General features: G+C 37.7%; 18 protein-coding genes and 1 tRNA gene. 8 read left to right on the top strand and 11 right to left on the bottom strand.

From position 1 onward, the window contains the following. Window positions 1-203: 203 nt before the first annotated feature. Together ESZ36_RS17230 and pepA are read right to left on the bottom strand one after the other, a co-directional pair. Complete coding sequence (locus ESZ36_RS17230) at window positions 204-674, bottom strand: DNA polymerase III subunit chi (RefSeq protein WP_146790172.1); 471 nt, start codon at window positions 672-674, stop codon at window positions 204-206. A gap of 359 nt (window positions 675-1033) precedes the next feature. Continuing rightward, on the bottom strand, window positions 1034-2539 hold the full coding sequence (gene pepA, locus ESZ36_RS17225) for a leucyl aminopeptidase (protein ID WP_146790170.1): 1506 nt from the start codon (window positions 2537-2539) through the stop codon (window positions 1034-1036). Between the two features lie 237 nt (window positions 2540-2776). On the opposite strand from pepA, the gene lptF reads away from it, so the two are divergent. From lptF to lptG, 4 genes are read left to right on the top strand one after another with little or no spacing between them, the layout of a single operon-like run. Further along, window positions 2777-3943 (top strand): LPS export ABC transporter permease LptF, encoded by a 1167-nt coding sequence (gene lptF / locus ESZ36_RS17220; RefSeq protein ID WP_146790168.1) that lies wholly within the window; start codon window positions 2777-2779, stop codon window positions 3941-3943. Then, window positions 3943-4077: a hypothetical protein gene (locus ESZ36_RS23095; protein WP_281285051.1), complete on the top strand. Its 135-nt coding sequence runs from the start codon at window positions 3943-3945 to the stop codon at window positions 4075-4077. The genes lptF and ESZ36_RS23095 overlap by 1 nt, the downstream gene beginning before the upstream one ends. Next, window positions 4077-4211, top strand: coding sequence for a hypothetical protein (locus ESZ36_RS23090; RefSeq protein WP_281285050.1), 135 nt, complete (start codon window positions 4077-4079; stop codon window positions 4209-4211). The genes ESZ36_RS23095 and ESZ36_RS23090 overlap by 1 nt, the downstream gene beginning before the upstream one ends. Next, entirely contained in the window at window positions 4211-5278 is a 1068-nt protein-coding gene (gene lptG / locus ESZ36_RS17215; protein ID WP_146790166.1) for an LPS export ABC transporter permease LptG, read from the top strand. Before ESZ36_RS23090 ends, lptG begins: the two co-directional genes overlap by 1 nt. Window positions 5279-5416: 138 nt before the next feature. Here lptG and ESZ36_RS17210 read toward each other — a convergent pair whose 3' ends face one another. From ESZ36_RS17210 to ESZ36_RS17200, 3 genes are all read right to left on the bottom strand, one after another. Next, window positions 5417-5917 (bottom strand): RDD family protein, encoded by a 501-nt coding sequence (locus tag ESZ36_RS17210; protein WP_146790164.1) that lies wholly within the window; start codon window positions 5915-5917, stop codon window positions 5417-5419. A 233-nt stretch (window positions 5918-6150) separates the two neighbouring features. Further along, entirely contained in the window at window positions 6151-9213 is a 3063-nt protein-coding gene (locus tag ESZ36_RS17205; protein WP_146790162.1) for an efflux RND transporter permease subunit, read from the bottom strand. A gap of 19 nt (window positions 9214-9232) precedes the next feature. Then, window positions 9233-10333 (bottom strand): efflux RND transporter periplasmic adaptor subunit, encoded by a 1101-nt coding sequence (locus ESZ36_RS17200; RefSeq protein WP_146790160.1) that lies wholly within the window; start codon window positions 10331-10333, stop codon window positions 9233-9235. A gap of 162 nt (window positions 10334-10495) precedes the next feature. On the opposite strand from ESZ36_RS17200, the gene ESZ36_RS17195 reads away from it, so the two are divergent. The 4 genes from ESZ36_RS17195 (at window position 10496) to ESZ36_RS17180 (ending at window position 12946) form a co-directional block, all read left to right on the top strand. Continuing rightward, window positions 10496-11116, top strand: coding sequence for a TetR/AcrR family transcriptional regulator (locus tag ESZ36_RS17195; protein WP_146790158.1), 621 nt, complete (start codon window positions 10496-10498; stop codon window positions 11114-11116). A 434-nt stretch (window positions 11117-11550) separates the two neighbouring features. Continuing rightward, window positions 11551-11635: transfer RNA gene (locus tag ESZ36_RS17190), tRNA-Leu, on the top strand. Window positions 11636-11721: 86 nt separating this feature from the next. Beyond that, entirely contained in the window at window positions 11722-12000 is a 279-nt protein-coding gene (locus ESZ36_RS17185; protein ID WP_146790156.1) for a peptidylprolyl isomerase, read from the top strand. Window positions 12001-12109: 109 nt separating this feature from the next. Further along, window positions 12110-12946 (top strand): DUF2971 domain-containing protein, encoded by an 837-nt coding sequence (locus tag ESZ36_RS17180; protein WP_146790154.1) that lies wholly within the window; start codon window positions 12110-12112, stop codon window positions 12944-12946. 382 nt (window positions 12947-13328) lie between these two features. On the opposite strand, the gene ESZ36_RS17175 is transcribed toward ESZ36_RS17180, so the two are convergent. From ESZ36_RS17175 to ESZ36_RS17155, 6 genes are all read right to left on the bottom strand, one after another. Next, the gene (locus ESZ36_RS17175; RefSeq protein ID WP_146790152.1) at window positions 13329-14918 is read right to left on the bottom strand and encodes a hypothetical protein; all 1590 of its coding nucleotides are present in this window, start codon (window positions 14916-14918) and stop codon (window positions 13329-13331) included. A gap of 34 nt (window positions 14919-14952) precedes the next feature. Next, entirely contained in the window at window positions 14953-15081 is a 129-nt protein-coding gene (locus ESZ36_RS23085; RefSeq protein ID WP_281285049.1) for a hypothetical protein, read from the bottom strand. 188 nt (window positions 15082-15269) lie between these two features. Beyond that, window positions 15270-15683: a DUF2787 family protein gene (locus tag ESZ36_RS17170; protein WP_342779743.1), complete on the bottom strand. Its 414-nt coding sequence runs from the start codon at window positions 15681-15683 to the stop codon at window positions 15270-15272. A gap of 141 nt (window positions 15684-15824) precedes the next feature. Further along, window positions 15825-16262: a JAB domain-containing protein gene (locus tag ESZ36_RS17165; RefSeq protein ID WP_146790150.1), complete on the bottom strand. Its 438-nt coding sequence runs from the start codon at window positions 16260-16262 to the stop codon at window positions 15825-15827. A gap of 92 nt (window positions 16263-16354) precedes the next feature. Beyond that, window positions 16355-16792, bottom strand: a complete 438-nt coding sequence (locus ESZ36_RS17160) for a DUF6641 family protein (RefSeq protein ID WP_146790148.1) — start codon at window positions 16790-16792, stop codon at window positions 16355-16357. A 25-nt stretch (window positions 16793-16817) separates the two neighbouring features. Beyond that, window positions 16818-18851 (bottom strand): AAA family ATPase, encoded by a 2034-nt coding sequence (locus ESZ36_RS17155; RefSeq protein WP_246129149.1) that lies wholly within the window; start codon window positions 18849-18851, stop codon window positions 16818-16820. Window positions 18852-19018 lie beyond the last annotated feature (167 nt).

The raw sequence follows: 19018 nt of genomic DNA, 5'->3' as shown, positions 1-19018 counted from the left end.
AGGTTTAATAGTTGTTCGTTGTTTTGTTACGGCACTGTTCTTCAGTACTTTTTATCAGTTAAGTCATCTATACGCTTCACTAGTAAAAGTTCAACAAAGTAAAAATGCAGCAAAGTAAAATGCAACGTTTATTGAATTAGTTTTTTGTGTTCGTCTTCATTTTCTTGTTTGTTTTTGTGCTAGCCCTGTATAAATAGTAGTCGCTATTTAATGGCTTCTTCTGACACAGTTACCGCTTGGTTATCAACTTGAAAACCCCATTGACGGCAAGTTTTAAAGCGTTCTCTCGCTTGTTGTTTAAGTGTTTCATCACTGGGTACAAAATCAACGATGAATTGAAATTGATTGGCAAAGTTAGGCACTGCACTATTGAGGTTAATAAGCACAGGACGACGCCCTTGTGGTACTTGATAACCTATTTCCACCATAGCGCCTTGCTTTGGACCTTCACCAACTAGGTTATGTGGTACAAAACTATCGCTATCAAATGCCCAAAGCATTTCATCAATTTGCTCAGCATGTTGCTGGTCTTGTGCGTAAATATAGACACGCTGATTCTGTCGATAAAAATAACTGGCTTGCAAACAAGCATGATAAATCGCAGAGCGGGACTCTTTTTCTGTCTCGTCTGTTCCATCATCCTTAAGTAGATAAAACATTACTTGGGTTTGCATTTTATTGGCCTATTGTAATCATTAACCCCTAGTAGTAGAACTACTAGGGGTTAATCTTTTTATATCAATCTACTATACCCGCTCCACTTGAAGATGCTCGTTTCAGGAAGTCTGAGCGATTCATAATTAAGGCACATTTTTTTATTAAGGGTTATTCCCTTAAAAAGAAATGTAACGCAGAGTATGATTTGCCCAGCCTTCTCCAAGGGGCTGGTTTAGAAACGCTTTATGCTGCGTTATTGATATTGAGAAGGGAACAACCATTCTCAATATCAATGCCTTGCCTAAAGGCGTTTCTAATTCCAGCTGAATCATGCATCTTCAAGTGGAACGGGTATATATCAATCTACTGTAGCAGTTTACTCGCCTTGTTCTTGACCAGCACGATTAAGTAAAAACTGCGTTAACATACTTACGGGACGACCCGTTGCGCCTTTATTTTTACCGCTGCGCCATGCTGTACCAGCAATATCTAAATGCGCCCAATTATATTTTTTGGTGAAACGCGATAAGAAACAAGCTGCTGTAATCGTTCCTGCTTCTTTACCACCTAAATTGGTAAAGTCAGCAAATGGGCTTTCAAGTTGATCTTGATAATCATCCCATAACGGCATACGCCATGCTCTGTCACCACTTTGCTCTGAAGCATTTAATAACTCATGAGCAAGTGGATTATGACTACTTAGCAAGCCTGTTGCATGTGCGCCTAAAGCAACGACACAAGCACCAGTTAACGTGGCTACATCAATAACCGCTTCAGGATTAAAACGTTCAACATAGGTAAGTGCATCACATAAAACTAAACGGCCTTCAGCATCAGTATTAAGTACTTCAACAGTTTGACCAGACATAGTTGTTAATATATCACCTGGGCGATATGCGTTACTGCTTGGCATGTTTTCACAACCAGCTAAAACGCCAATAACATTAATAGGTAAATTAAGTTCGACCAGAGCATGCATAGCACCTAATACACCTGCGGCACCACCCATGTCATATTTCATTTCATCCATGCCTGCGCCAGGTTTTAATGAAATACCACCACTGTCAAAAGTTAAACCTTTACCCACTAATACTAGTGGCTTTGAATCATCACCGGCACCGTCATATTTAATGATACTCATTAAAGATTCATTTACTGAACCACGACCAACAGCTAAGTATGAACCCATACCAAGCTCTTCCATTTCTTTTTCGTCAACAATCGTTGTTGTAACTTTGTCATAATCATTTTCAAGAATCTTGGCTTGTTCAGCAAGATAAGCTGGATTACAAATGTTTGGTGGCATGTTAGCTACATTCTTACAGGTAGTAATACCTTCAGAAATGGCTAAGGCATGACTAACGGCGCGTTCACCAATAGGCAGTTCACGGCGAGTTGGCACATTAAAAACAACTTTACGTAAAGGACGACGAGCCTCAGCTTTACGAGTTTTTAAACTATCAAAACTATATAAGACATCTTGTGCTGCTTCAACAGCTTGGCGAACTTTCCAGTAAATATCACGACCTTTAACATGTAACTCAGATAAGAAGCATACGGCTTCCATAGAACCTGTTTCATTCAAGGTGTTAATTGTTTTGGTAATTATTTGACGATATTGACGTTCATCAAGCTCTCTCTCTTTACCGCAACCTACTAATAAAACACGCTCGCTTAAAATATTAGGCACGTGATGTAATAATAACATCTGTCCTGATTTACCTTCTAAATCGCCTTTGCGTAAAAGGTTGCTTATGTAGCCTTCACTGATTTCATCAAGCTGTTCGGCTGTACCGCTAAGTCTGCGTGGTTCAAAAACACCTACAACAATACAAGCGCTACGTTGTTTTTCTGGACTGCCGCTTTTTACACTGAACTCCATGACTTTTCCTTTTACAATTTAATAAGGTGTTTATTTAGAATATATTGCATATATTGCTAAAATAAGTAAAAAATAGCACTCTTGTCTATTCAATTGATATCGCTAAGGGCTATAATTATAGTCGCACTCATCAATATGAGTTAGTCACTGACTATATAGTTTACTTATGAAAACGACAAGTTTACTCAATAATTGCCATTATGTCAGAAAAAAACTAAGTTTATACGGGATCTTTTTGTGATCATTTTTCGTTATTTATTAAAAGAAGTCGCCAAAACGCAATTAGCAGTATTTTTTGTGTTAATGACTATTTTTATCAGTCAAAAATTTGTCCGTGTACTCGGTGATGCTTCAGAAGGAAGTATACCGGGGCAATTGGTAATGACTTTCATTGCCTTGAAAATACCAGATCTTGCGGGGTTTATATTACCCCTTAGCTTATTCCTAGGCGTTTTACTCGCCTATGGACGTATTTATGCAGACAGTGAAATGACTGTGTTGCACGCGTGTGGTGTTAGTGAATGGTATGTGGTGAGAGTGACTTTGGTGCTCGCGATTATTACGGCTATTTTTACCGGAATTTTTACTCTATACCTAGCGCCGTTAGCCTCCGAATATCAATATAAAGTTAAAGAAGAACTTGCGGCAGATTCGGGTCTAAGTGCCTTAGTTTCTGGGCGTTTCCAGCAAACAGGAAATCAAGATGCGGTAGTTTTTATTCATGATAAAGACCGAGAAACCAATAGTTTCAATAAAGTCTTTGTTGCTCAGTTACCTAAAGGTGACAATGTTGATGCCAGCATTATTAACTCAAGTTTAGTGTACGCAAAAACAGGCAAGGTTTTTGAAGATGATTCTGGCTCCCAGCAGTTAGTGCTTGGTGATGGCATTCGTTACCATAGAGATATAGAGAGTAAAGAATTCCAATCTGTGGCGTTTACCAAGTATTATATTCAAATTAAAGACCAAGAAGTAGAACATCAACACCGTAAACTAAGTGCGATAACTACGCTCGAGTTGTATAACAATATGCCTCCAGAGCTAGAGTCAGCGTACCGGGCTACAATTCAATGGCGTATCGCTTTTCCTTTAGCCTGTATTATTCTAATTTTTATTGCCGTGCCGTTAAGTGTGGTTAATCCAAGGCAGGGTAAGTTTGCCAAAATGCTGCCGGCCTTGATGTTATTTTTAGGGTATTTATTATTATTAACTTCAATGCGCTCAGCTATTGAAAAGAACGCCATTCCAAGTGTTGTTGGCTTGTGGCCCATACATATCAGTGCTTTGTTTATTGGGATGATGTTATTAATGAAAGAGCGTAGTAGTGGGCGAATTATCAAAGCAAAATTACCGAGTTTCAAACGAAAATCGATTAAAAAAACGACTGAAGGAAAAGAAAGTTAATGCGCATTATTGATTTTTATATTGGTCGCTTTACTTATCATAGTGCCTCAACGACTTTCATTACACTCGCTGTTTTTATCGGTAGCTGCTTGAGTGTTGTCATTAGATTTATTGAACAAGTTAAGGGCAATTAATGCGCATTATTGATTTTTATATTGGTCGCTTTACTCATCATAGTGCCTCTACTACTTTTATTACCTTGGCTGTTTTTGTCGGTAGCTGTGTGAGTGGTGTGGTGAGATTTTTTGAACAAGTTAAGGGTGATTAATGCGCATTATTGATTTTTATATTGGTCGTGTTATTGCCTCTACTACTTTTATTACCTTGGCTGTTTTTGTTAGTGTCAGTGGCATTATTAAGTTTGTTGAGCAAATGCGCGCTATAGGTCGAGGTAATTATGATCTAGCCCATGCCGCATTATATGTGCTTTATGCCGTGCCACGCGATGTGGAAGTATTTTTCCCTATGTCAGCACTTATTGGCGGCTTAATTGGTATCGGCATGTTAGCAAGTAATAGTGAACTCATTGTAATGCAAGCCGCAGGTTTATCGCGATTAGATATTATTAAGTCGGTGATGAAAACGGCTGTTTTATTGATTATCGTTAGTATGGCCATTGGTGAATGGTTGGCGCCAAGTGGTGAGGCGAAAGCGCGTGAAATACGCGCTCAAGCAATTTCAGGAGGAAGTTTAATTGCCGCTAAAAATGGTGTTTGGGCTAAAGATGGTGATTACTTTGTTAATATTGGTGAAGTGCTGGACAGAGGTCAATTAAAGAAAGTACAAATTTATGGCTTCAATGATGAATTAAAAATTGATAGTTGGCTCTCGGCGAAAAGTGCAATTTATCAAGATAAAAGCTGGTTATTGACTGATGTTGAGGAGTTTTCCTTAACTGATAAAGAAATTATCATTAAAAGCCATAGTCAAAAAATTTGGAACTCCTCGCTAACACCGAAAAAGCTTGGCGTAGTAACCGTTACCCCTGAGTCACTTTCTTTAAGAGGCTTGATTGATTACTTAGATTACTTAGAAGCGAATGAACAAGATCCTAGTCGTTATAAGCTAGCTTTTTGGCGAAAAATAATGCAGCCATTAACTGTTGCGGTAATGCTTTTAGTGGCACTTTCTTTTATTTTTGGTCCTTTACGTTCAGTGTCGATGGGCGCGCGCATTATGATGGGCGTCTTTACGGGCATTCTATTTTTTATTAGTAATGAAGTATTAGGATCATTGAGTTTGGTCTATCAATTACCACCAATACTTGGGGCTATGATGCCGAGTTTGTTCTTTGTTGGTATTGCTTGGTATTTTATTGGGAAGAAAACTGCTTAGTTTTTTCTAAGATTTTTAAGACGACTTAATATTAACAAGGGTAGTAAATAGCCAAATATACCACACGCTGTTAATGGCACTATTCACTTGAGGAGTAGCACTATTAACAGCTATACATTTAGCTCAATAAAGTAGCGTTTATAAGCGGCCTCTATTTGCTTCAAGTGATAATAGCACCACTTCAGTATTGGTAACTCTATCTTGTAAACTGAGTTTGTTTTTTCTATCAAAAATAACCCAAATATTACCTAAACCCAATAACGTTGGTAATAAACGTTTAATTGCCGTTGTTTTGCTAAGTAGTGAACCATCATGGTTTTGTAAACGTAAACGCCATGCTCTCATACCTAATGTTTGGCCTTTTTTAGACCAAAAGTAAATAAAAAACAGACAAACCCAAGCAACACACCAAAAATTAAAGGCAACTTTATAAGCAAGATGTGTGGCATTCCAGTCAATACCAAAGCCACTTCTGGCAATTGAAATTAACTCCATTGCATCTAAAGCAACAAAAAGCGCTACGCATACGTAGCCTGAAAGCATAAATATAGCGATGATAATTAATAGATCATAAATCCATGAGCCGAAGCGGCGTCTAAAGCCAGCTCGAGGAAAATTTACAGAGGTAGTATCAGTCATTTAATCTTCTTTATATTGAGTCTTTACGCGCAAGAATGGCGTAAAATAATGTCAGCAGTTTAACAAAGTTTATCTTAATTGAGTATCCCTGTTAGTTAGCGTAAAGCAACGGATATAAATGGGATTAATATACCGGAGGCAGACATTAAATAAAAAGCCAACTTCCTCGTCAGAGAAAATTGGCTTTTTTGTGTCATAGGTAAAGCAAGCTGAGGGCTTGTTATTAGGCTAAGTTATACAGACTCTACTTGATTATCAGTGATTTTATAAAAACCACAATACAGTGCTGGTACCACAGCTAAGGTTAAAATGGTGCCAATACCGAGACCAAAAGCAATAACGTTTGCCATACCGTAAAACAACGGGTCTTTACCAATGATTAAGGGTAATAATCCCATTACGGTAGTGATAGTGGTCATAGCTATTGGACGTAACCGTGTTAGACACGCATCAACCACTGCTTGATAGTCAGACTTTCCTGAGGCTATTTCAATTTTAATGCGGTCAATGAGCACAATAGCGTTATTAATTATAATACCCGCTAAACTATATAGCCCTAGGGTTACCATAAAGCCAAAAGGAGCTTGCATCAAAAATAAGCCTAATACAGCACCTATAAATGATAGTGGGATAGTTAAGGTGATCACTGCGGCCTGTCTAAATGAATTAAACTGTGCCACTAATAAGATTAATATCAAGCCTAAAACTATTGGCATGCTAGCACCTAACGCTTTTTGAGCAGCACGAGACTCCTTAATCACACCATCATATTCAATGCGATGGTTTATCGGTAAATCAGCCGCTAAAGCTTGAATTTTTGCATCAATAATCAACTTAAGGTCTTCTGCGGCAACATCAGTATTTCTCGCTTGAATACTGATGGTACGAAAGAGGTCTTCATGGTGAATAATAGAAAATTGATTATAAGGTGCTAAGTTAGCTACTTGGAACAAGGGCACCGTTTGCCCCGTTTTGTTGGAATAAATATTTAGGGTTCTAAGTCTATCTAAGCTTTGTCGTTCTTCTTGCTCTGCACGCAGCACAACAGGGATAATATTATCACCTTCTCGAAATTCAGTAATTTTCGAACCGGAGAAGTAAGCATCGAGTGCCTGAGCTATTTCTTCAGAAGTAAGGCCTGAACGTTTGGCTCTATGCTGGTCAATTTGCACGTCAATTTTAGTGATCAGGTTTTCCCAATCGGTACGTATATCAATCGTATTGGGCACATCGTGCAGAACAGCCATTATCTGTTGTGCTTTTTTATAGATAACTTCTTTATCTGGCCCTTTCACTTGAATTTTAATGGTACTTGAATCAGAAGGTCCTAAAAACATTTTTTTAACGCGGGCAGAAACGTTGGGGAAATCATGCTCTATTTGCTCATCAAGTGTTAATACCGTTGCACTAATATCGGTATTATCTTTAACGTTTAATACCATGAAACCCTTATTTTGAGCTGGGTCTTCAGGGTTAAGCGACATTACAAATCTTGGGCCACTAAAGCCAACATAAGCAGAGTAACTCTCAATAAAATCAAAACGTGTATCATCGTCTAACCAAGTGAAAATATCCTTCATCTGACGATTGGTTTCTGTGGATGAAGTGCCATTAGGTAAATCGATATTTACCAATATTTGGGTACGATCTGAATCAGGAAAAAATTGTTTGGCGACATATTTCATTGAAAGTATTGAGCCGATGAACAGCGCTAACATCGCAGTCATAAACAGGGCTTTATGTTTAAGTAACCAATGCAAGAAAGTCTCATAATATCGGTAAAACTTACCTGGTTCTTCGCTGGTAGACTCTTTATTTGCAGGTAGCGTAATAAAGAAATAACACAGTAGCGGGGTAACACATAAAGCCAATATCCAACTGGTAAGTAAGGTAATTAGAATAACCAGTGAGATAGAGCGGGTATATTCCCCAGCAACATGTTCAGCCAGCATAAGTGGTAAGAAAAACAAAACAGTCGTCACAGATGAACTTAGTAAAGGAATTGCTAACTCTTTGCTACCTTGCAACATGGCGTTATAACGATCTACACCATCTTCTAATCGACGCTTGAAGTCTTCAGCGATAACAATGCCATTATCAACCAATAAACCGAGCGAGATAATAAGAGTGGCTAAGCTCATTCGTTCGAGTTTCATGTCACTAAATTGCATTATGCTTAATGTGGTTAGCATAACAAAAGGCACAATAGCGCCAACAATCAAACCAGTACGTAAACCTAAAAATAGAATCACAACCACTAATACAATAGCCAACGTTTGCAGTACATTAACAGAGACACCATTAATGGTTTTTGCCACTTGGTCGGCCTGATAAGTGGCAATTTCAAGGTTATAACCAATAGGTAAACTTGATTCGATTTCATTGATTTTGTTTAATACACGCGGGGCGTATTCTAAAAGATTGTTTTCTGGCAACATCGAAATTGCAAAAAATATCGCTGATTGACCATTCAAGTAAGCGGTTTTATCGGGTGGGTCGATAAAATCACGACGTAAAGTCACTACATCTTTTAATGCGATAAAATCTTCAGTATTAGGAATGCTGATATAGGTATCACCAATATCAGCTAAGCTATTGAAATTACCTGAGGGTTCAACAATAAAACTGATAGCACCCGTGTTTACTTCGCCGCCAGAGCGGACAATATTTTGCTTTTGTAATTCATTGATAAGCGATTGAGGTGAAATACCTAACTGAGCAAGTTTTGCATTTGATGCTTCTAAAAAAATACGTTCTTCTTGGCGGCCTAATATTTCAATTTTTTTAGTACCTTCGACGCCATATAAAGTATCGCGAATATGTTGAGCAATATCATACATCTCACCCAAATCAAAACCATCAGCGGTTAGCGCTAAGGTGACAACAGATACATCACCAAACTCATCGTTAACAAAAGGAGTATGGGTACCTGAGGGCATTTTATTATGTGCTGCTGCTACTTTATTACGCAGGTTTTGCCAAATATCATCAAGGTTAAAATAACGGTCGTAAATTTTAACGTGAATAATAGATATACCAGTTGCGGAGCTAGATTTTATCTCTTTTACTTGCGGTATCTTTCGTATTTCTTCTTCTAGTTTTTTAGTGATTAACTGCTCAATTCTATCGGGCGCCATACCGGGAAAAGAAGTACTAACAATCGCCTCACTAATGGTAATCGTTGGATCTTCTTGGGCTGGTAAAGTGAAGTAGGCAAAGAGGCCATTAACAAGTAACACTGCAATAATCAAAAATACGCTTTTTCGGTAAGTAAAAGCCAGTTGGGTAATGTTCATTAATCTTCCTAATACTGACTTAGTTAAAACGCTGAATGTTATTATCAGTCAAACTGACCTGTTGACCATCACGCAAAAAGGCAACACCGGCGGTAGCAATAATATCACCTTGTTTTAAGCCGGATGAAATGAACACTTCATTTTTGAAAATGTTTTCTGTTTGTACCTGGGTTTTAATCACTTGTTGGCTGTCAGGGTTATAAACAAAAACATAAGCTTTTTGCTCTAATCCTGCACTTAGCGCAGTGGCAGGGATACGAAAAACATCACCTGTATGGCCTGTTCTTCCTGTACCAGAAAAAGAAAAATCCACCTCAGCTGTCATACCTGCACGCAGTAAAGGATTATCACCTTCTAGTACTGCCGTAACCGGGAAAGCATTAGCAAATTCAGCACGAGTGCCAATTTCGGTAATTTGACCTTGCATCGTTAATTCAGGTAAAACCGGAAAATGGATAGGGAGAATAGAAAGCTGTCTTAACTCACGAATGAGCGTTTCAGGTACCATGACATGAACTTCAAGACCATGTTTACCTTCAATTTCAAAGAGAGATTGTCCTGCGGATATTTGCTGGGAAGGCTCAAATAAACGTTTGGTAATAATGCCATCATAAGGGGCTAATAAAATACTGTCTTGCAAATTTTTACTGGCAATATCCAATTGTGCTTGTGCAACATCAGCAGCACTTTTACTGGCATCATAAGTAGCCTTAGCATTATCAAAGCCTGATTGTGACACTACGCCTTGCTTAAGTAATTGTTCGTATCGTCTATGGCTATTTCTGGCATCAATTAATGTTGCTTTGGCTTGTTGGTATTGCGCTTGTGCAGACTGAAGTCCCAAGTTAAAACTACGTTGGTTTAAGCGCGCTAGCTCTTGACCTTTAACCACTTCATTACCAAGATTCACCTCAATGGTTTGAATTTTTCCTTGCACTTCAAAGCTCAATTTAGTTGCTTCAACAGGGGCAACAATACCAGACAAGGTGCGAATTTGTTCAAACGGAGATATTTCTACTTTGGTCCACATGATTGGACGAATTGGTTTAGTAATCTCTTTAGCAGGTTCATTACACCCAGCGAGTATCAGAGCAATAAATATAAATGAGAGCGCGCGCATACGTGTTCCTTCAGTTTCTTTTGACTAGACAAAAGTGCAGGGATGTCCCTGTCAGTAAAGTTCAATTTTGCTGATCTGTACAATTGGTACTAGTCAGTACCGTATATTTTGGTACTATGTAGTACCAAAGTCAACAATATAGTTACAATTACGGACAATCTCATGGTTAAAGACAGCAGTATAGACATAACAAAACTCAGTCCAAGGGGTCTATTGATTTTAGATGCAGCACAAAATCTTTTTTATAATCTAGGTTTTGATGAAACGTCTTTAGCAATGATCATTAATGAAGCAGGCGGCTCAAGACGTTCTATCTACAATGAGTTTGGAAATAAGCACGGTTTGTTGATGGCTGTTATTCAAAGGCAAGTAAAAGCACAGTCTGAAATTTTAACCTCAATAAATCGCGATCTTGGAGCAAAAGAAGCACTCAACCAAGTATGCTTTAAGTTTGTGGTAGGTATGTTATCACCAGAGTTAATGTCACTATTTCGTTTAGTCGTTCAGCAAGTAGTGAAGTTTCCTGAATTGGGTGAAATGATATATAAAAATGGACCAATGACTGGCATATTGCCTTTAGTTGATTATTTAACGTGGTTGACCGAGCAAAAGATTTTAAAAATTGAAAACTGTCATTTTAGTGCGCAAATGTTAATGGAAATGGCGAAAGGGCCGCTCCATACCCGCAGCTTATTATTGCCAGATAAAAAAGCCAGCGATGAAGAGATCACTTATCAAGTGAGTAAGGCTGTTGATATCTTTTTAGATGCCCACAAAATGTAAGATGATTGCACAAATAAACGACACTTGATGACTAAGTGTCGTGAAGGCATGAAAAACTTGTTGCTTACTGGAATAAGTTTCGTATAATGCCCCCATCTTTAGCTTGTAGCTAAAGTTCAAAAGAAAAAAGTTTATAAAGAATTTAATTTTTAAATGAAAACTCAATTCTTTGCAAATTGCAAAACATACTACAGTCCTTTGCCGCAGTGGTGGAATTGGTAGACACGTCGGATTCAAAATTTAGAGCGCCTACACGTAGATGCTTAATTTTAATAGTCTGGCGACGAATTATGCCCTTGCAAAGATTTGCAAAGAAAAAATTTTATTTAGTCGTGATTAAGTAAGATAGTTAGACGAAAATAGTTTACAAAGAAATAACTTTTTAAGTGAAAAATTACTTCTTTGCTAATTAGCAAAAATTTCTACAGTCCTTTGCCGCAGTGGTGGAATTGGTAGACACGTCGGATTCAAAATCCGATTTCGAAAGAAGTGACGGTTCAAGTCCGTCTTGCGGTACCATATAAAGATAGCCCTGATTCGAAAGAGTCGGGGCTTTTTTATGTCCAAAAGGTTATGTCCAAAAGAGAAGGCTTAAAAGGTTTTACATGGCAGCTACAGCGTACGCACTTCACATATTGGTGAAGCACAAAGAAATTGCAGAAGATATTGTTGAGCAGTTAGGTAAAGGTGCTAAGTTTCAAACGTTAGCTAAAAAGTATTCGTCATGTCCGTCTGGTAAAAAGGGTGGTGATTTAGGCGAGTTTAAGCGAGGTCAAATGGTACCTCAGTTTGATAAAATAGCATTTAAGGGCGCAATATTAGAGCCTCACTTAGTTAAAACTAAATTTGGTTGGCATGTAATTAAAGTGCTCTATCGAACTTGATAAGTCTCAACTAATTGATAATAATATTAAAAGTAAAGGGTGTGAACTAGAGGACGTTTTTTTTGTCTTAAATTAGGTACGATAGCTTCATTTATGTTGCTGGTGGATTATGAAGTTATATAAATTTCGAGAAGTTGATACGTTTAGTTTGAGTGGTCTATCAAATAGTGTCTTGTGGTTTTCTGATTTAGGGAAATTCAATGACCCGTTTGAAGGGAGTTATGTTCTTGATGAAACAGTGTCAGATTATGTTCGGAAAAACCTGCTTAGTAGGGTTACACCTATACCGGACTCTGAAGTTGATGTTGCTCAACGAGATAGAATGCTCAAAGAGGCTGGTGTAACGGACAATGATAGTCAGGAAGAGTTGTTCTTTAAAATGCTTAAACGAGATTTCGAAAAAGCTATGATTGGAACTGTCCATAAGTCTAAAGCTATCTGTATGTCCCGCTATGATGATAATGATGACCCGCTTTATGAAAATCTTATGTGGTCACATTATGCTGGTGGCTTGAGGGGGTTTTGTTTGGTATTTGATAGTGAGCAGTTGCAGCAAGATTTTTATGATCAAGAGCTAACAATCAGACCTATAGAAGTTGAGTATCAAGACCGCCCTGTAACCTTGTCTTTAGATAGCTTTGCTCGTTCAAGGCACATTTTAAATGATAACCCAATGACAGATACGATAACTGATATTACTAAAACAATTGGTACTAAATCAAAAGCGTGGAAGTATGAAAAAGAGTACCGACTTCTGACACTAGAAAACGGTAATGGTCATAGTTATTCTCCCAAATGCTTAAAAGAACTTGTGATCGGTGAGAAAATGCCTAAAGACCAGCAAAAGCTAGTTATTGATACTGCTAAATCTGCGAATCCTGATGTTTTGATTAAACTTGCTAGATTGAAAAAGGGCACTTATCAACTAGAAATCGTAGATTATTAATGTACTTAGATTGGGCATGTAACGAAAGTGCTTTATAGGACTTAATTTAGAACTAGCATTTTTTCAAAATTCGATTGCGAAAGAGGTGACGATTGGGTTTCGGTCGCTGATATCATCATTATAAAGCTCTAATTCGAAATAATAGCTTTTTTGGTTCTGAATTTAGCGTGGAGGTCGAGTTACTGAGCAAGAATATTTCCTACGAATGAACTTAACCATATACGTTCATCCCACAGTATTATCCATACGTTTATTACTAAGTACATGAGTGAGCTTGATATTACTTGTTTCAAAAAATCGTTGGTAAACATCCTCCTATCTGATTTGCAAAAACTCCATTAATATAACCATTTATCAATCGATTATTGTTTTATTTTTGTCCTTAGGATGAAGTTTCATTAATTACCAATTCATCATTAAAGCGCATGGTGCTATCGAATTTAGGCCTCTTTAATTTAATTGATGATATTGGATCTTTGATGTAGTTTTTCTCAAACGAACTAATAAGTCCATTGTCTTTTGTTACTCTGATAGCCCTTTGTACGACTAACACATCTTTGTAACCTAGTTTATATCGAGTTGGCTTAACAGTTTTCATCGCCAACTCAATCATTTGAATCGCACTTTCAGATAACTTTCCAGTTGTCCAAAATTCTAATGTTGGGATCTTGTCTTTCCAATCAGTGTGCTCATTTGCGGCCTTAACAGTTCTTGGAACTCTTTCGGTTAGCCATTTTTTTACCTCACTGTCTGGAACTGTAGCATGTGGTGAGTACCCTTTACATTCAATGAATAATAATTGTTCTAGAGAATTAACTACTATGTCGGCTTCGGCTCTTTCACCAAGCGATGTTTTTAGTATGTAATTCATACGAACATCTATTGCTTTCTTTCTAAATATTTCTGCAACAATAAACTCAAAAAATGCACCTCGCAGATTATTTACGGCTCCTTCAATTTTTGATAAACGAGTAAACATTTCATCAAACATTTCAGGTTCAAACATTAAATCGGCAAGGCCACTTAACGCTGAAATTAAGTAATTAAGCCCTTCAGATACATCTTTTCCAAACAAGTTTTCAGGTGTGATAGGAAGAATTCCATTTTCTTTTGCTTTGATAAAGGCGTCTTTTTCAAACCTATCAGCAACAAAAATTTGGAGGCATCTACCAACATTCTTTAGGCTGCGCAAAGTGTTGCATTTATATAAAAATGGCGCTAAACCTTTTTCACTTATTCTCTTTCCTAAGCATATATCACAAGCAATAAATCCAAGCTTATTAGGAGCCCCCTTTAGAGTAAGGGTGGTCAATGCACCAAGGTATGAAGGTGCGGTTAAATCCCAATGAAATGTTCCAACTCTAGGTTGAACATCGTTAACTTCATTTCTAAGTAGTATCTTCCCATAACTACCCAGTCCAATATTCTTGACCCAAGCACCAATACCATTAAGTAGAATATTTTCAGTAATCATTCTGGCTTTAAAGTGCGGAATCAGTGACTCATAATAAACATCACTTCCTTTAGTTAACGCAACACACTCTCCAACACCTGAAATATCTATAATAGATACTAACTTTGCAGCAACTAAGTTTTTAAGTATTGTATCTGGCGCTAAGTGCTTTGCTTGACGCAAAGGTGCACCACAAATAATAGAGAAATGATTCTTTAAAACAATTTCACCTCTTTGGGTTAATGCACCTAATGCTAAACCATATGCTGAGTTTGTCTCCTGAAGTACAGAAATTAAGTTATTCCAGTACTGAGGTGACCCGAAATCTTTTTTTAAGTAAACAAATTTTTCTCTGCGAGGTAGAGAAATACCTTTCAGGCTAACAATATTTGGAGAGCCTCTTGAAACTCGTTTTCGAGCAGCAGGTTTGGATATCTTATATATTGAAACCAACCTATCTACAATCTTCGAACTGCTTGTTGGTCCTTCTTGTTCTAGTATTTTTTCTAAATTGTTCATTTTCCACCTGTCACACTGCGCTATTAATATTACATTACATGCGTGAGGGTGGACTTACAACTGCTTTGATTACATCGCCATAAACAAAGGCTTGTGGGTATGGTGTTTGTTTTTTATTTATTGATGAGTCACAGTCATTGTATTTGGCTTGTTGAGTTATCATTACCTATTCACCTTTCACGTACATTATCACATACTCAATCGTTCATATTAGATAAAGTAACAGATGTTAATGCTCCTTATTATCATGATGATGAAACTCTAAAATTAATACAGGAAAAAATAGTTAAAGTAGTAGCTGATTTATATAGATAGTTAAATGTTTTACGTGCGTATATCCAAAAAATACAATTAATCTGCTATTTTTTGAATGGTAAACACTTTTGACACTATAGCGTAATAAACAAAGTTACTTTCCCAAACTTGAAAGATTTCTATAGCTTGCTCTATAGGATATGTACCGAACAGGTTTTGAAACACGCCAGCATCAAAGTCAAAGTCTAGATCTTTAGCAAGTTCTGCCATATGACCATTACCGACAAAGCAAAAATCGGTGATGTAACAAAAACGCCAGCAATTACCTTCGTTTTCTAATCGAATTTCAACTGGGTGATAACCACCATTTTCAGCTGAGTAGTTTGGATCTCTAAAGTTAAGTACAACTGTCTCATTGGTTTCATAAGGTGCAATTAAGTCGGCAATATACAATGCGAACATTGGGCTAAGAGGCAAGGCTACGCCTTCGTGCTTAATACGAATAGTCATGATTTTATTCCTTTGGTGTATAAATGTTAATTAAAATTAGATGTTTAAGCTAAGTTTTCGGTGATCAGGTTCACTTATATGCTGGCGAATAACTGTGGTATGTTTTAGGCGGTAATTAAATAAGGCAGGCTTTCTATCTGGTTACATATCTCCGTGTTGTTTTAGGCTATAGAAATCACTTTCACCGATAATTATGTGGTCAAGTACGTCGATACTTAATAACTTGGCAGCATCGATAACGACTTTAGTGAATGCGATATCGGCTTTACTTGGATTGACTATGCCTGATGGATGGTTGTGGACTAAAACAATAGCTGGCGCATTAATAATGATGGCAGTACGTAACACTTCAGCAGGACGTAAACTTACCGAGTTGACTGTACCTGATGCCACGGTTTCATAACTCATGATGGTATTTTGGTTACTTAGGTTCACCACGATAAACTTTTCCTTAGGCTCAAACCTTAAAAAGCTAAAGACCTCATGAGTTCGTTTCGGGTTGTCTAATGCCTTACCTGTAACATCACAATCAATTTCTTTGAAGGTATAACGCACTTCAATCTCTCGTAGAATAGGCATGTATTATCCCTTTGATTTTAGTTGGGGATTTAAGTTAGTGGGTAAAGCCTCTAACCTGAGAGTTTTAGACTAGAGGCATAAGTTTTGGGTGGTTATTTCTTTTTACTCAGGTGTGAAGTGACCTTATCGAGTAGGGGGTCTAGTTCGCCAGCAACAACTGCTTCGATAACGGTGGTAATGGTTGAAACTAGGTTTTCTTTTTCACCCACCTCAATAGCATGATTCCCCTTGCTTAATTCCAGTGGTTTATTGCCATAACGCACTTCAAAAAAGTATTGATTATTGCGAAGGTAAAACCATAGGCTGACTTTTTTGGGTATTTGTATTTTCTCTTGCACACCTGTTTCCGCATTCTTTTGCCACTTTTCTTTGAAAACAGTATGTGTTTCACCCGCAACGTGGCTTTGTGCCATAGCAAGTTGCTGGTTTAACTTGGTTAGTAATTTCTCACGTTTCTTTAGCGTTGGATTTTCTGAAGTTTTTTCAGGGCGCGTTGATAGCTTGAGCTTGCTCAATAATGATTTAGTCATAGTATGTACCTATTGTGGTTGGGGTTTAGTTAATAAAGCCAATGGCTTTGTTTTTTTGCTTACGGTTATTTTCGCTGGTTAGTATTTTTAAGCATTCAGTGTGTGATAGCTTGGTGGTTGAGATCTTTCTTCGGCGCGTTAAGATTGCAAAATCTCCGGGCGCTAAAAATTTAAGTGCTAATAATTTTGCAGATACTTTATTAGGGATAACTGATTGTGCTGAGAGGCGATTGTAGAGTTTTAAAGCCTGTGATGATGTTAGATACTCAAAGTGAAGTTTAAAGTCAAAACGACGTGCCATGGCTCGATCTAGATGAGCAGAGAAATTTGTAGCTGCAAAAAAAGGTTCTTGAAAGCACTCTATTTGCGTCAGTAATTCGTTGACTTGTTGCACTTCAAAACTTTGAGACATGCCGCCACGGTCTAATAATAAACTATCAATTTCATCGAAAAATAGGATGGCCTCTTTTTCTTCTGCTTCACGAAAAAGTCGGGCTATGTTTTTTGTACTTCCGCCGACATATTTGTCGAGTACATCACTGCACCTGACGGTGATAAGTTCTTTATTAGCTTGTTTAGCCATATGATTAACGACCGCTGTTTTTCCTGTACCGGACGGACCCGTTAACAGCACACGTACATTTCCATTTTTGTTAAGCGACAGTGTTATCTGCTCGATGGCCTGATTGCCACCTTGGATATTCAAAAATTCAGTAGAGAAAGGTAATTGTGGCTTGTATTGCACTTTATGCTCATCAAAACCACAGGCCGATAATGTTTCATCTATCATATCGAGTATCGTGGTCTCGGCTTCCTTACCCGTTAGTTCAAGGGTGCTACAGACAAAAGTCGCGTTAGTAATATTTGCGGGTGTCACATTTGCCTTAGCCGCCAACATAGTTTTAAAGGTTTTAGATAACCTAAGCCCCTTACTTACTTTGCTAATTAAGTTTTCCATCACTCTGTTATCAGGCACATGAATATGTTTAACAAAGCTAAAACGCCTAATACAGCTAGTGGGTAAAGCATCTACGTCATTAGTGATCCATACGGTTGGTACGGTGTTATTTTCTAAAACATTGTGCAGAGCATCTTTGCCTAAACCACGGTTTGATATACCTTGTAAAAAGATATCTTCGGCTTCTTCAACAACCAACATGTTTTTTTCTTCATTACTCACCACGTTTTGAACCAAGCGGTGATACTGCAATCTTAAACCTGAGCTACTGGTGTTATTATCGTAATTCAGTTTGTTTTGGTTAATATCTTCACCTAATGGTTTAATACCTATCAGGGCTGCACCTACGATATCTGCAAGTAGTCTACAAACTTGTGTTTTCCCTGTTCCTGCTTCCCCCCATAGGAGAATATTAACGCCTATTAATGAATGATTTACCGCCACGGACAAAAATTCGACTAAGGCATTGATATCAAGATGGGTTATATCCTTAGTGGTTAATTCACTGCAAGGTTGAAGTTGTACTAACAGTGAGATTAGTTGGGTATAGCTTTCAACTTTGTCACCAATTAAACCATTAACAATGCCTCTTGGTAATCCATCTAAATCTAATAAGTCTAAGCAGCAATCACGAAATAGTCCTGTATCAGATAAGGCCAAGTTAATATTAATTATATCTGTTTCATCAACACCTATCATCGAAGCCAACAGTGCGGTTACATACATATCCGAAGGTAATGTGTGTTGTATGAATTCGTTTAAACCGCCATTGGTTGTCATTGTCACCATCAACCGTAAAACTTTCCACGCATTGTTAGGCAGTTCCAAGCCGTTTGTTAACACTCGGCAGTTATGTGTCAGGTTAGTGTTAGTATCCTTATTGAGCCTGTCATAGAAATGCTTAGTTAACTGTTCAAATTCCTCCAGTGATTCATTGGCTAGTTTCATATTAGTGCCGCATATTGATTTGATCATACTGCCTTTGATATTGAGTAAATCACAGGGGTCAATATAGCCGGAAGTCATGGCTAGATAAGCAAACTTTGTTGCTAGGGGTTGATACATGTTTGCAGGTAAAAGCTCAGCGTAGTGTGTTGCCATAACGCCCCCTTTTATCTAAACAAGCGTGAATAAGTCTTAATATGTATTGATACATGATTGATACCTTTGGTTGCTTTGTATCCAAGGTATCAGGCTATATACCTGTTTAAAGGCCTATTTTTGACAAAACTGTTTACCTAGGTAGAAGGTAACTTCTTACTATTATT

The organism is Colwellia demingiae (genome assembly GCF_007954275.1).
In the GTDB taxonomy this organism is placed as follows: Bacteria; Pseudomonadota; Gammaproteobacteria; order Enterobacterales; family Alteromonadaceae; genus Colwellia; species Colwellia demingiae.
Note: the sequence above shows the minus strand (reverse complement) of the source record. Positions and strands in the feature narration are given on the sequence as shown.

Coding starts and splice junctions, on each gene's coding strand:
- ESZ36_RS17230 (WP_146790172.1), bottom strand. CDS start 674: ATGCAAACCCAAGTAATGTTTTATCTACTTAAGGATGATGGAACAGAC.
- ESZ36_RS17185 (WP_146790156.1), top strand. CDS start 11,722: ATGGCAGCTACAGCGTACGCACTTCACATATTGGTGAAGCACAAAGAA.
- ESZ36_RS23090 (WP_281285050.1), top strand. CDS start 4,077: ATGCGCATTATTGATTTTTATATTGGTCGCTTTACTCATCATAGTGCC.
- ESZ36_RS23095 (WP_281285051.1), top strand. CDS start 3,943: ATGCGCATTATTGATTTTTATATTGGTCGCTTTACTTATCATAGTGCC.
- pepA (WP_146790170.1), bottom strand. CDS start 2,539: ATGGAGTTCAGTGTAAAAAGCGGCAGTCCAGAAAAACAACGTAGCGCT.
- ESZ36_RS17205 (WP_146790162.1), bottom strand. CDS start 9,213: ATGAACATTACCCAACTGGCTTTTACTTACCGAAAAAGCGTATTTTTG.
- ESZ36_RS17200 (WP_146790160.1), bottom strand. CDS start 10,333: ATGCGCGCGCTCTCATTTATATTTATTGCTCTGATACTCGCTGGGTGT.
- ESZ36_RS17160 (WP_146790148.1), bottom strand. CDS start 16,792: ATGACTAAATCATTATTGAGCAAGCTCAAGCTATCAACGCGCCCTGAA.
- ESZ36_RS17195 (WP_146790158.1), top strand. CDS start 10,496: ATGGTTAAAGACAGCAGTATAGACATAACAAAACTCAGTCCAAGGGGT.
- ESZ36_RS17175 (WP_146790152.1), bottom strand. CDS start 14,918: ATGAACAATTTAGAAAAAATACTAGAACAAGAAGGACCAACAAGCAGT.
- ESZ36_RS23085 (WP_281285049.1), bottom strand. CDS start 15,081: ATGATAACTCAACAAGCCAAATACAATGACTGTGACTCATCAATAAAT.
- ESZ36_RS17180 (WP_146790154.1), top strand. CDS start 12,110: ATGAAGTTATATAAATTTCGAGAAGTTGATACGTTTAGTTTGAGTGGT.
- ESZ36_RS17210 (WP_146790164.1), bottom strand. CDS start 5,917: ATGACTGATACTACCTCTGTAAATTTTCCTCGAGCTGGCTTTAGACGC.
- ESZ36_RS17155 (WP_246129149.1), bottom strand. CDS start 18,851: ATGGCAACACACTACGCTGAGCTTTTACCTGCAAACATGTATCAACCC.
- ESZ36_RS17165 (WP_146790150.1), bottom strand. CDS start 16,262: ATGCCTATTCTACGAGAGATTGAAGTGCGTTATACCTTCAAAGAAATT.
- ESZ36_RS17170 (WP_342779743.1), bottom strand. CDS start 15,683: ATGACTATTCGTATTAAGCACGAAGGCGTAGCCTTGCCTCTTAGCCCA.
- lptG (WP_146790166.1), top strand. CDS start 4,211: ATGCGCATTATTGATTTTTATATTGGTCGTGTTATTGCCTCTACTACT.